The sequence below is a fragment of the Methylotenera versatilis 7 genome (genome assembly GCF_000799165.1).
GTDB classification, from domain to species: domain Bacteria; phylum Pseudomonadota; class Gammaproteobacteria; order Burkholderiales; family Methylophilaceae; genus Methylotenera_A; species Methylotenera_A versatilis_A.
Map to the genome: position 1 here is coordinate 182,203 of NZ_JUGF01000001.1, position 12,343 is coordinate 194,545.

A 12,343-nucleotide genomic window follows, 5' to 3' on the forward strand; every position below is an offset into this window, starting at 1 on the left:
CATTACAAAAAAATCAAATAACATCAATAAGGCTTCATTAATAAGCCTTATTAATTAAGTATAAAAATTAGGTAAAAATCTGTATGAAAAAACTAAGTTTATTGTTACTACTGCTTTTGGCTTCATGCAAAATGTTGGGGCCAGATTATCAGCGCAGCGAGGCGAATTTGCCTGCGGCATATAGCGAAGCAGAGGCGGGTTCTAATGCTGCGGAAAATTTAACGAAGCAGTGGTGGAAACATTACCAGGATGCAAAATTGAATGAGCTGATTGAGTTAAGTTTAAAAAACAATACTGATATTCAATTAGCGGTAGCGCGTATTGAAGAAGCCGATGCCAGCATGCGCGAAGTGGGTGCATCATTGTTTCCTGAAGTGAATTTGTCTGGCAGTGCGGCGCGTTCAAAAGTAACAGAGTTAGGTGCTAACCCAGTATCGATTTCCCCAATTCGAAACAATTATACAATTGGTGTTAACACTAATTATGAGATAGATTTTTGGGGCAAAATCAGACGCGCTAAAGAAGCCGCAGCGGCAACTGCATTGGCTACACGCTATTCAAAAGAAACCGTTGAACTTTCACTGATTGGATTAGTAAGTAGTAACTATTTGCAATTACGCGGTATTGAGGCGCAAATTGCAGTGACAAAAGATAGTTTGCGTAGCCGTACAGAATCATTGGGCTTAACACAACGTCGTCTTGCTGGAGGTATTGCAAGCAGCTTGGAAGTCAGTCAGGCAGAAGTGGCTGTGACCAATTTAGATGCGCAGTTAATCGAATTAAACCGTTTGCGGGCATTAAGCGTGCATCAATTAGCCGTGTTAACGGGGGTGCTGGATTTAAAATTAGATAATGATGTTAATCAGGCTGATATTCGCTCATTGCCTTTGCCGCCAGTACCGCCTGCAGGCTTGCCATCTGCATTACTTGAAAATCGTCCAGATATTCGCCAGGCAGAACAAGCGTTAATTGCTCAAAATGCTCAAATCGGTGTTGCCAAGGCTGCCTTGTATCCTAGTATTAGCTTAACCGGCAGTTTTGGCGGTGAGAGTTTAGAGTTAGGCGATATATTGAAGTCTGGTGCGCGTATTTGGTCGCTTGGATTGGGGTTAGACTTACCTATTTTTGACTCAGGCAGACGTAATGCGCGAGTTGATCAAGCAACTGCGCGACAAAAGCAAGCATTAGCGCAATATCAAACAGCGATTCAAGGCGCGTTTAGAGAGGTGAATGATGCGCTGGTAACAAGGCGTCTAAACGTAGAGCGTGAACAAAGTTTAGCTTCAAGCGAGGCTTCAGCTAAAAAAGCGCTTACTGTTGCTGAAAATCGCTATAAAGCAGGCTATTCGGCTTATTTAGAAGTGCTGGATGCGCAACGCGTACACAATGATGCGGCTTTGGCAAAAGTACAAGCTAGGCAGGCGAGTAGTTTAGCAACAGTTGAGTTATTTAAAGCCTTGGGCGGTGATTGGCGTGGTGCTGAGCAGGTGGATGCTAACAATCCTACTGCTCCGGATAGTTCTGTTTCAAGTGATAAGGCTGAAACATCACCTCAATAAAAGACTAAAACGGAAAAGCGACTTTGACCCAATCGTCGCGTGATTCAATCGGCTCACCCAATCTGGCATGTTTGGGTGAGCCGGAAATATTGATCGCATAAGATGTGTTAGGTCGGTAATTGATTTTTGGCAATATCAATGTCGATATACTAGACAAGCCTTCTTCAATGGGTAAATAAACACCTGCAAACAGACTGGTTTCAATCAATGCTGATTGACTTGTTTGTATGGTTTCTGACACCGTATCGGCAAAAGATTCGCCATGATGTAACTGCCGTAATTGCACCCAGTTCGGATGGCGCGACAGAATTTCGATGCCAACTTTAAACTGATTGCCAGTGGTTGATTTCACACTTCTGATAATCCCAATCACAATTTCACTTGGATCTTCATCCATCATCAAGCCGATTAACTTATCCGGCCTGGCCAGAATATTGGCATATTTATTGACTCTGGTACCCAAACCGTGCGGACTTTCATCCGTCACAATCCAGGTATCAAGTGACCCACTGTTGAGACCTAGGCCAGAGGATTGTGTCAAAACAGTATGACCACGCAATCGTTCATCAAACGATCTGCCATCACGCGATAATCGTAAGCCGCTACTGATTTGATTGGCTTGTAACACTTGATTGCAGATATTCGAAACGCCTGCATTGACTTTGGCCGTTTTTGAAGTTGCATGGCGTTCTTCTTTGCGGCGTTGTCTCACATAATGCGTTTTAGTCCACTCTGCCAGCATGATATTTAATGTGCTGTTTAATTTTTTTACATTATCGATTTTTGCAAATTTTAAACTATCCGGAATTTCCCCGCGATCCGTCACTGTAATGGCAATGGTAATTTGTTTTTCTAACTCATCTAATTCCCAATAACGGCATTGCTCATTGGCTTCAAAATTGCGCATACGCTTGGCAGCGATGTCTTTTTCCAGGTCAATATAAAACAGGTATTGTTCAGGCGTGTCATTTTTACTGATATGCGCACGCGTTAACCAAGTCGTTAACACGCGGTAAACAATGTCTACTTGTTGCTTATTCAAATTGGTTTGTACCAATTGCCCCAGCATGCATATTTGAACAAAATAAGCAGATAGGGTGGTCGGTGGCGATAGTTTGAACAGTTCAATCGGACTATTTAATAATGCCTGTTGGCTGGCAATACGGTACAGCATATAAATTTGAATCCACATTTTTGTCGGTGGGTTCGCTTGCGTCAGCATGCGCCACTTCATCATGTTCATTGCGGCAAAAATCGCTCTGGCAATGATGATAATCTGCATATTCCCTTCTAATTTAAACTTGCTGGGATTTATTACTTTTTCAATGATTTTAAGGTGGGCGATATACGATTGGCGGCAGTAGTTATAGCAAGTTTCTGAAATGTTCACTTCCAGCTCTGGCTTCAGGTTTTCTACTTGCGCAAATTGAGATGATATTTTTTCTAAGTGCGGAAAATTAAGCTCTTCAAGTGTAATCATTAAATCGAGCAGAGCGTGATAATCCGTCGATTCATTGGATTGCATCTGCGCGATAATGACAGCAAGCTGTTGATAGCTAAACTTTAATGCGGCAAGACTTTCCATCTCCGCAATATCATCCACCCAAGCAAATTGAGTGTGCATTTTTTTGCTATGAGCGAGACTAAATAATTGTTCGATAATATTTTTCATTTAGCTTACAAAAAGTTAAATATATATTGTTACAGCATTATTCTCATATATTTAGTTAAAATATAATTATAAATAATTGAATAATCAATAGTTATTTTTAAATTAATCATTCAAACTGCGTAAACAAGCAGTCAAAATAAGCCATTAAGCGCATGGTAGAATAGCGTTTTCCAATAAAACGATTTAACACATGAACGTTCGTACTCGATTTGCCCCTAGCCCCACTGGTTTTTTACATATTGGCGGCGCACGCACCGCACTATTTTCTTGGGCTTATGCTAAAAAAAATGCAGGCCGATTTATATTGCGTATCGAGGATACCGATGTAGAGCGCAGTACGCCAGAAGCGGTGCAAGCGATTTTGGATGGTATGCATTGGCTGGGTTTGGATTACGATGAGGGTCCGTTTTATCAGATGCAACGCATGGATACTTATAAAAAAGTGATTCAAGGCATGCTGGACAAGGGTGCGGCGTACTACTGTTATAGCAGTAAAGATGAGCTGGAAGTTTTGCGTGAAAGCCAAATGCAGCAAGGTTTAAAGCCACGTTATGACGGAAAATGGCGCCCAGAAAGCGGTAAAAACTTGCCCGCTATTCCAGCGAATATTTCACCGGTGGTGCGTTTTAAGAACCCACAAACCGGTGTTGTGGCTTGGGATGATTTGGTTAAGGGCAGAATCGAAATCGCTAATAGCGAATTGGATGATTTGATTATTGCCCGTGCCGATGGCACGCCTACTTACAATTTTTGTGTGGTGGTAGATGATTTTGAAATGGGCATCACGCAAGTGATTCGCGGTGATGACCATGTAAACAATACACCGCGTCAAATCAATATGCTCAATGCTTTGGGGGCAACGGTTCCGCAATATGCACATTTGTCGATGATATTGGGCGATGATGGTCAAAAACTTTCCAAGCGGCATGGCGCTGTCAGCGTGATGCAATATCATGAGGATGGCTATTTGAAAGAGGCCGTTCTAAATTATCTTGCACGTCTTGGCTGGAGCCACGGTGATGCGGAAATTTTTAATATGCAACAGTTTTGCGAATGGTTTGATTTGGATCATATTACGCCATCAGCTGCGCAATTTAATACCGAAAAACTCAATTGGTTGAATGCACATTACATCAAAGAATCCAGTTTGGATGCGCTTTCTGCCGACATTACAAACCGCTTGGCAAAGATGAGTGTTAAGGTTGCAGCTTCTCCAGATTTAAAAGCGGTACTGAATTTATATCGCGAACGTGCCAATAACTTGAATCAATTAGCTGCGGATATTGCTTATTTTTACGCCTTGCCAGAGGCAAGTGCAGCAGATGTTGAAAAACATATCACAGCTGAGATTCAACCAGTGATTAAAGCCTTAGTTGAAAAGTTATTAACAATTGAATGGACAGCGGAAGCGATTCATCATGCAATCAATACCGTTGTGACCGAAAACCAACTTAAGTTTCCTAAAGTAGCCATGCCATTGCGCGTGATGTTGACGGGCATTGCGCAATCGCCCAGTATCGATCAAGTGATGGCCTTATTAGGTCAAAAAGAGACATTGGTCAGAATAAATAGCTATTTAGCATAGGTGGTTTTGTTAGAAGTCGATTTTAAAGTTGTTCAGATATTATTCCAAAGGCTATAGAGCGCTGCTTATTAAAGTTAATGTGAAAATATCCGCAAAATTGTGAGATTTTGCTATTGAAAAGCGAACAAAAAGCCACAATACTACTCATACGCGTGGCAGTTTTAGCTTTTTCACAAAAGCTACTCCAACATTATTACAACTAAAAGGAGCACAATATGAATAACAAAGGACAAATGCTGCAGGATCCATTCTTAAATGCCCTCAGAAAAGAGCATGTACAAGTATCTATCTATCTGGTTAATGGTATTAAATTACAAGGCCAGGTAGATTCGTTTGATCAATATGTGATTTTACTAAAAAATACTGTGACTCAAATGGTATACAAACATGCGATTTCGACCATTGTGCCAGCGCGCGCAGTGAGTATGGCGCTATCAGGCGAAGCGGAAGAGTAAGGTTTGGCAATTAGACCTTCCGGTTACGGCGAAAATACCCTAGCAAACCCAACGACTTTAACAACGCCATCAGATGGTGGTGTTGTTTTAGTGAGTATAGATTTTGGTGAGCCAGATTATGCAGAAAGTCTGCATGAGCTGCGTCAATTAGTCATTTCTGCAAAAATGCAAGTGCGTGCTACGCTTGAAGGTAAGCGGAGTATTCCAGATGCGAAATTGTTTATTGGTAGTGGGAAAGCCGATGAGTTAAAGCAGATATTAGAAGCCAGTGAGACAAATTTGGTGGCTTTTAACCATGACTTAAGTCCTTCACAACAACGGAATCTTGAGCGCTTCCTGCAAGCCAAAGTGCTTGATAGAACAGGCCTGATTCTAGATATCTTTGCGCAGCGCGCGCAAAGTCATGAAGGTAAGTTGCAGATTGAGCTGGCCCAGCTAGAGCATTTATCTACCAGGCTGGTACGCGGCTGGACACACTTGGAACGGCAAAAAGGCGGTATTGGCGTGCGTGGTGGCCCGGGTGAGACGCAGTTGGAGTTGGACCGTCGTATGCTACGTGTCCGCGTTAAACAATTGCGTGAAAAATTGGATAAACTCAAATCGCAACGTGGCATGCAAAGGCGTGCGCGTAAACGTTCTAATTTGATGACTGTCTCGTTGGTCGGCTACACCAACGCAGGTAAATCTACGCTATTTAATCGATTAACCCAGTCTGGTGTTTATGCGGCAGATCAGCTATTCGCCACGCTGGATACCACTTCACGCAAAATGTATCTAGGCGAAGATTACCATTCAGGCGGCGGCTCTGTGGTAATTTCGGATACGGTCGGGTTTATTAAACATTTGCCGACCACTTTAATTGAAGCATTCGGTGCAACTTTAGAGGAAGCAGCGCAAGCGGATTTATTGTTGCACGTTGTGGATGTTGCCAGCACCAATCGCGATGCGCAGATTGCACAGGTGAACTTTGTATTGGAAGAAATCGGCGCATCAAAAGTGCCGCAAATTCTGGTATTAAATCAAATCGACAAGCTAGATATGTCTGCCGGCTTGATTCGTGACGAGTATGGTAATATTTCAAAAGTGAGTATTTCAGCTGTCTCTGGTGCTGGAATCGATTTGTTGAAATTGGCATTAACAGAACATCAGCAACTTTTAAGACGCAGAAGCACAGAAGAAAGTGCTTATGTTTAATCGTAATTTTTAATAAAGATAGTATTTTAAATACGCCATTTTTTGGCCAAATGTAACTTTAAAACAAGTGTAACTTTAAAAAGTACAATATTTAAATACTAAATGTAATCTCTAAATGTATGTGGAGTAGTGAATGATTAAGTTTCCTGGATTCGGCCAAAACAACAGCGAAGGCCCACCTGATCTGGACAAAATATTGGGTGACTTAAACGAAAAAGTCAGCAATCTTTTTGGTAAAAAAGGCGGTGGTAATAATAACTCACCATCCAATCGTAAAGACTTTGATGTGCCTGTGTTGCCAATTGCTGCGGTCGTTGTCGCTATTTGGATGGCAACTGGTTTTTATATCGTCGATCAAGGTTCGCTAGGTGTTGTGCAGCGTTTTGGTAAATATAACGAAACCACTGAAACTGGTCCGCGCTGGCATTGGCCTTATCCGTTTGAATCGGTTACGGTGGTTAACATGGAACAAGTGCGCCGCTTGGAAGTGGGTTACAGAAGTAATGGCGAAGGTGTTGGCGGCAAAACTAAGCAGCCAAAAGAGGCTTTAATGCTCACAGAAGATGAAAATATTATCGATCTGCAATTCGCCGTGCAATACAACCTAAAAAACGCTAAAGATTATTTATTTAATAATCGCGCCACAGACGCTGCGGTGATGTCGGCTGCAGAAACGGCTATTCGCGAGGTGGTTGGTAAAAATAAACTGGATGATTTACTGCAAAAAGGTTTGGCTGACACGTCAGAGCGTATGCAGGCTATTTTGGATGGCTATAACACCGGCGTAAAAATCACAAGTGTATCGTTGCAAAGTGCACAGCCGCCAGAACAAGTGCAAGAAGCGTTTGAGGATGTGAACCGTGCGAACCAAGATTATCAGCGTTTTATTAATGAAGGCCAGGCATACGCTAATGATGTCATTCCTAAAGCACGAGGTACTGCGTCGCGGCTATCAGCAGAAGCGGCCGGTTATCAGTTAAAAGTTGAAAACGAGGCTAAAGGTAACGCCAGTCGTTTTGAACAGATTTTAGCGCAATACGCAAAAGCACCGGAAGTGACGCGTCAACGTCTGTATTTAGATGCGCAAGAACAAATTATGTCTAGCACCAGCAAAGTGATCGTGGATCAGCCGGGTGGTAATAGTTTGTTGTATTTACCGCTAGATAAATTAATGTCGGCAACGGTGCCATCTGCTGCTGTACCTGCAGCCGTTCATAATGTTGAATCTAAAGATAATCAAGCCAGTGTGGATACTTCACGTGACTTAACGCGTGATCGTGACAGTCGCTAGTCAATAGACGTGCGTTAATGATTGAATTTAAAAGTTAAGAGAATATTAAGATGAAAAATATAGGCACCTTTTTAATTGGCATATTTGCCGCGCTGGTGATACTCAGCATGTCCTTCTATACGGTGGATCAACGCGAATACGCATTGGTATTCAGGTTGGGTGAGATCGTAGCAGTTAAAGATAAGCCAGGACTCTATTTCAAAGTGCCGCTCGTTGATGATTTGAAAAAATTTGATAATCGTATCATTACTTTGGATTGGGAAGAGCCTGCCAAATTTAACACCAGCGAAAATAAATATATGATGGTGGATTCATTTGTGAAATGGCGCATTATTGACCCTGCTAAATATTATGTTTCAATTAAAGAAGGTGGCGAAGCGGCAGCGGAAGATAGACTTTCTAAAGTAGTTAATGCAGGATTCCGTGCAGAATTTGGTAAGCGTACAGTGCATGATGTGATTGCCGGTGAGCGTACTGCAATTATGGATAATCTACGTAAGCGTGCCGATGCGGAAGCGCGTCAAATCGGTATTCAGGTAGTGGATGTACGCTTGAAACGTGTGGATTATTCTGAAGAAATCAGCAAGTCTGTGTTTGACCGTATGATTGCAGAACGTAAACGTATCGCTAATCAGTTACGTTCTGAAGGCTCCGCTGCATCTGAAAAAATTCGTGCAGATGCGGATAAACAGCGTGAAGTGATTATTGCCGAAGCCTTTAGAGATGCGCAAAAAATGAAGGGTGAGGGCGATGCAAAAGCCGCGGAAATTTACTCCAGTGCTTATGGCAAAAATCCTGAATTCTATGCGTTTTATCGTAGTCAGGAAGCTTACAAAAATAGCTTCAAAAGCAAATCAGATGTCATGGTGCTAGATCCTAAATCCGACTTCTTTAAATATATGCGCAGCTCTAGCGGTCGATAGATTGCAGGCGGTTTATTAACGACGACAATCTTTTAATTTAACGATAAGTTGGTGTTCCAATGAATACAACTTTATTAACTGCGCTCGGGTTGATGTTGGTATTAGAAGGGCTAATGCCCTTAATAGCGCCGAAATCATGGCGCGAAACTTTCAAGCGCATGATTGCACTCAATGATGGTCAACTGCGTTTTGTTGGTCTGATTTCCCTGTTGGGTGGATTGTTGTTGATATTCTTTAGTCGGTAATGTTTTTCTGTGAGCGCTTAGTCGCAAGACTAAGCCGCCTAATACTGCTTCTGTAAATCGGTTTGTATAAGTCGCAAGCATTTACCCTAAGTCAATTGAATCGTTTGCTTGTATAATAATGGCTATGCGAAATTGGTTACTCCCCGAATATATTGAAGATGTGCTGCCCGCCGAGGCGGCACGATTAGAAGCTTTGCGCCGTCAGTTATTGGATTTATTCAAAGTGCATGGCTATCAATATGTCATCCCGCCCACGCTGGAATACTTAGAATCCCTTATTACTGGCACGGGCCATGATTTAGATTTAGCCACCTTTAAAGTGGTCGATCAATTAACAGGTCGTCTGATGGGTATTCGTGCAGACATGACACCACAGGCTGCCAGAATTGATGCGCACATGCTGAATCACCAAGGTGTATCGCGGCTTTGTTATGCAGGCACGGTTTTGCGTACTAAGCCAGATGGTCTGGCGCATACACGTGAGCCTTTGCAACTGGGGGCGGAACTGTTCGGGCATGCTGGTATAGAGAGCGATATCGAAATTCATCGTTTAATGATTAAAGCTTTGCAGGCCTTGGGCTTAAAAGAACTGCATATCGATTTTAGTCATGTGGCGATATTTGAAGCTTTAGTTAAAGCTGGCAATATTAATGCTAATTTAGAGCAAGCTTTGTATGCTGCATTGCAAAGTAAAGATAAGGCTAGTGTTGTATTGCTGGCAGATAGTTTAGATACCACTGTTAAACAAGCATTGATGGATTTAACCGATTTAAATGGCGATGCAAGCGTGCTGCAAAAAGCAGAACAGCAATTGCCAAAATTGCCTGCGATCAGTAAAGCATTAGCAGATTTACGTATTGTCGCCAGCCAGTTAAATGATTTAAATGTCAATGTATCGTTCGATTTAAGTGAGCTACGCGGTTATCACTATCATAGTGGTATTGTGTTTGCTGCTTACGCAAAAGGCTACACAGGGCCGATTGCTTTGGGTGGTCGTTATGATGAAGTGGGTTTGGTTTTTGGTCGCGCGCGTCCAGCTACAGGTTTCAGTTTAGATTTGCGCGGTGCTGTGACTGCATTAATGCCCGCAGTCAATGCAAAAACGATTCTTGCGCCAGCGGGAGATGATAAGGCACTGCTCAGTACGATTGAAGCATTGCGTGCAGACGGCCAAGTCGTGATACAAGCATTACCAAACTCAACAAGTAATATCGTTGAGATGAGTTGCGATAAACAGTTAATTTATAGCAATAATCAATGGCAAGTTCAGGGTTTCTGATTGTTTATTAAAACTATCCATTAGAACCACTCATAAATAAGCATTAATCTCATTAATATTTCAGTTGAAAAATAGTTAAGTTAAAGTTATGGCGCAAAATACAGTAAAAAATCCTGCTAAAAATGTGGTCGTTATCGGCACACAATGGGGCGATGAAGGTAAAGGTAAGATTGTGGATTGGTTGACCGACCATGCACAGGGCGTAGTCCGTTTTCAAGGCGGACATAATGCCGGTCATACATTAGTTGTTGGGCAAGGCAGTGATCAGCGTGTGTACAAGTTAAACCTTGTGCCATCTGGCATTGTGCGCGCAGGCGTGAATTGTTATATCGGTAACGGTGTTGTGCTGGATGCAGGACATTTATTGAGCGAAATCGCTACATTAGAAAAAGATGGTTTGGAAGTTAAAAGCCGCTTAAAAGTAAGCTCTGGCTGCCCGCTGATTTTAAGTCATCATGTCGCTTTAGATACCGCACGGGAAGCTAAACGTGCGATTAAAATTGGCACAACAGGTAAAGGCATCGGCCCAACTTATGAAGATAAAGTAGCTCGCCGTGCTTTGCGTGTTTATGATTTGTTCTATCCAGAGCGTTTTGCGGAAAAATTACGTGAAGTGATGGATTACCACAATTTTGTACTAACTAATTATCTTGGATCTCAAGTCGTTGATTTTAATCAGCAATATGATGCCAGTATGGCACATGCAATTGCATTGAAACCAATGGTCGCAGATATTTCGGCTGAACTTTATGCGGCGAATGCTAGAGGCGAGAATCTGCTGTTTGAAGGCGCACAAGGCACATTGCTTGATATTGATCATGGTACTTATCCGTATGTCACTTCAAGCAACTGTATTGCTGGACAAGCTTCTGCAGGCACTGGTGTCGGTGCTAATATGCTGCATTATGTATTAGGCATTACTAAAGCCTATACCACGCGCGTCGGTGGTGGGCCTTTTCCTAGTGAACTGGATATTGAAACCGAAGGTGTACCAGGTCATCAAATGTCGAATAAAGGCCAGGAAATCGGCACTGTTACTAGACGCAAACGCCGCTGTGGTTGGTTTGATGCGGCTGCACTGCGCCGTTCTGCGCGTATTAACGGTTTAACTGGATTGTGTATTACTAAACTGGATGTTTTAGACGGCATTGAAAGTTTAGATATTTGCACTGGTTACGAGTTGGATGGCAAAGCAGTCGATATGTTGCCAGTTGGCGCGGATGATGTAGCACGATGTAAGCCTCTCTATGAAACAGTTGCCGGTTGGAAAGAAAGCACATTTGGCGTTAAAACTTGGGATGGTTTGCCTAAAAATGCGCAACATTACCTTAAACGTCTAGAAGCGTTATGTGGCGTGCCAATCGCGATTGTGTCTACTGGCCCAGAGCGCGATGAGACGATTATTATTGAGCATCCTTTTGCATAAAAAGTAAACTCCGTCGCTATGCTTTGTTGCTACATGAAAAATTATCGCTTACATACCAATTGTATGTGGGGCTCAATTTTCTCATTTGCACTTAACCTAGCTTAGATTTCGCATTTTATTATTTAAATGTCCACTTTACAAAAACAGCGATTAGCTTGGGCGATTACAGGTTCTGGTCATTATCTGCGCGAATGTTTAGACGTTTTACAGGCGCTTAAAAATCAAAATTTAACGTCTGTAGATGTTTTTTTAAGCAGGGCCGCGGCTGAAATTATTAAGCAATATGGCTTTCAAACACAATTAGAAGCTGCTGCCCATCGTGTTTTTCAGGACAAAACTGCCAGCAGCGTTCCTGTTGAGTTTTTCTATAAGGGGCAATATCACACACTGGTGATTGCACCCGCAACCTCCAACACAGTGGCCAAAATGGCGTACGGTTTTTCAGATAGTCTAGTCACGAACCTATATGCGCAAGCAGGTAAAACACGTGTGCCCAGCATTGTGTTCGCTTGCGACACTGTGCCTGCGCTTGGAGTTTCGTTTATCGAATCTGAAGCGCCGCGCGAAAATATCGTCAAAGTTTTTCCTCGTCAAATCGATTTGGATAATGTGGCCAAGTTATCGCAATTTGAATTAACGCAGGTAGCCTCCAGTATTGACGAACTTCAAAAAACATTAAATCAGCGCCTAAACGAACCGTCATTTAAATAAATA

General features: G+C 42.4%; 11 protein-coding genes. 10 read left to right on the forward strand and 1 reads right to left on the reverse strand.

Annotated elements, in window-relative coordinates; translation table 11 throughout:
• Positions 1–83 precede the first annotated feature (83 nt).
• Positions 84–1,559 (forward strand): efflux transporter outer membrane subunit, encoded by a 1,476-nt coding sequence (locus tag K370_RS00725; protein WP_047536976.1) that lies wholly within the window; start codon positions 84–86, stop codon positions 1,557–1,559.
• 4 nt (positions 1,560–1,563) lie between these two features.
• On the opposite strand, the gene K370_RS00730 is transcribed toward K370_RS00725, so the two are convergent.
• Positions 1,564–3,183 carry a hypothetical protein gene (locus K370_RS00730; protein ID WP_235272643.1) on the reverse strand — a complete coding sequence of 540 codons (1,620 nt, stop codon included), beginning with the start codon at positions 3,181–3,183 and terminating at the stop codon, positions 1,564–1,566.
• A 238-nt stretch (positions 3,184–3,421) separates the two neighbouring features.
• Between K370_RS00730 and gltX the strand changes: the two genes are divergently transcribed.
• From gltX to K370_RS00775, 9 genes are all read left to right on the forward strand, one after another.
• Positions 3,422–4,816, forward strand: coding sequence for a glutamate--tRNA ligase (gltX, locus tag K370_RS00735; RefSeq protein WP_047536983.1), 1,395 nt, complete (start codon positions 3,422–3,424; stop codon positions 4,814–4,816).
• A gap of 215 nt (positions 4,817–5,031) precedes the next feature.
• Positions 5,032–5,271 (forward strand): RNA chaperone Hfq, encoded by a 240-nt coding sequence (hfq, locus tag K370_RS00740; protein WP_047536986.1) that lies wholly within the window; start codon positions 5,032–5,034, stop codon positions 5,269–5,271.
• A gap of 9 nt (positions 5,272–5,280) precedes the next feature.
• The gene (hflX, locus tag K370_RS00745) at positions 5,281–6,465 is read left to right on the forward strand and encodes a GTPase HflX (RefSeq protein WP_052185160.1); all 1,185 of its coding nucleotides are present in this window, start codon (positions 5,281–5,283) and stop codon (positions 6,463–6,465) included.
• Positions 6,466–6,598: 133 nt separating this feature from the next.
• Entirely contained in the window at positions 6,599–7,756 is a 1,158-nt protein-coding gene (hflK, locus tag K370_RS00750; RefSeq protein ID WP_047537001.1) for an FtsH protease activity modulator HflK, read from the forward strand.
• 50 nt (positions 7,757–7,806) lie between these two features.
• Positions 7,807–8,679 (forward strand): protease modulator HflC, encoded by an 873-nt coding sequence (gene hflC / locus K370_RS00755; protein ID WP_047537004.1) that lies wholly within the window; start codon positions 7,807–7,809, stop codon positions 8,677–8,679.
• Positions 8,680–8,738: 59 nt separating this feature from the next.
• Positions 8,739–8,924: a DUF2065 domain-containing protein gene (locus K370_RS00760; RefSeq protein ID WP_047537007.1), complete on the forward strand. Its 186-nt coding sequence runs from the start codon at positions 8,739–8,741 to the stop codon at positions 8,922–8,924.
• A gap of 124 nt (positions 8,925–9,048) precedes the next feature.
• The gene (locus K370_RS00765; protein WP_047538670.1) at positions 9,049–10,203 is read left to right on the forward strand and encodes an ATP phosphoribosyltransferase regulatory subunit; all 1,155 of its coding nucleotides are present in this window, start codon (positions 9,049–9,051) and stop codon (positions 10,201–10,203) included.
• Positions 10,204–10,291: 88 nt separating this feature from the next.
• Positions 10,292–11,629, forward strand: a complete 1,338-nt coding sequence (locus K370_RS00770; RefSeq protein ID WP_047537010.1) for an adenylosuccinate synthase — start codon at positions 10,292–10,294, stop codon at positions 11,627–11,629.
• Positions 11,630–11,755: 126 nt separating this feature from the next.
• Positions 11,756–12,340, forward strand: coding sequence for a flavoprotein (locus K370_RS00775; RefSeq protein WP_047537013.1), 585 nt, complete (start codon positions 11,756–11,758; stop codon positions 12,338–12,340).
• The last annotated feature ends 3 nt before the right edge of the window (positions 12,341–12,343 follow it).

Bases quoted from the DNA above. Each gene is read 5' to 3' on its own strand.
- K370_RS00725 (WP_047536976.1), top strand. From the start codon at position 84: ATGAAAAAACTAAGTTTATTGTTACTACTGCTTTTGGCTTCATGCAAA.
- K370_RS00770 (WP_047537010.1), top strand. From the start codon at position 10,292: ATGGCGCAAAATACAGTAAAAAATCCTGCTAAAAATGTGGTCGTTATC.
- K370_RS00730 (WP_235272643.1), bottom strand. From the start codon at position 3,183: ATGCACACTCAATTTGCTTGGGTGGATGATATTGCGGAGATGGAAAGT.
- hflC (WP_047537004.1), top strand. From the start codon at position 7,807: ATGAAAAATATAGGCACCTTTTTAATTGGCATATTTGCCGCGCTGGTG.
- K370_RS00775 (WP_047537013.1), top strand. From the start codon at position 11,756: ATGTCCACTTTACAAAAACAGCGATTAGCTTGGGCGATTACAGGTTCT.
- K370_RS00765 (WP_047538670.1), top strand. From the start codon at position 9,049: ATGCGAAATTGGTTACTCCCCGAATATATTGAAGATGTGCTGCCCGCC.
- hfq (WP_047536986.1), top strand. From the start codon at position 5,032: ATGAATAACAAAGGACAAATGCTGCAGGATCCATTCTTAAATGCCCTC.
- gltX (WP_047536983.1), top strand. From the start codon at position 3,422: ATGAACGTTCGTACTCGATTTGCCCCTAGCCCCACTGGTTTTTTACAT.
- hflK (WP_047537001.1), top strand. From the start codon at position 6,599: ATGATTAAGTTTCCTGGATTCGGCCAAAACAACAGCGAAGGCCCACCT.
- K370_RS00760 (WP_047537007.1), top strand. From the start codon at position 8,739: ATGAATACAACTTTATTAACTGCGCTCGGGTTGATGTTGGTATTAGAA.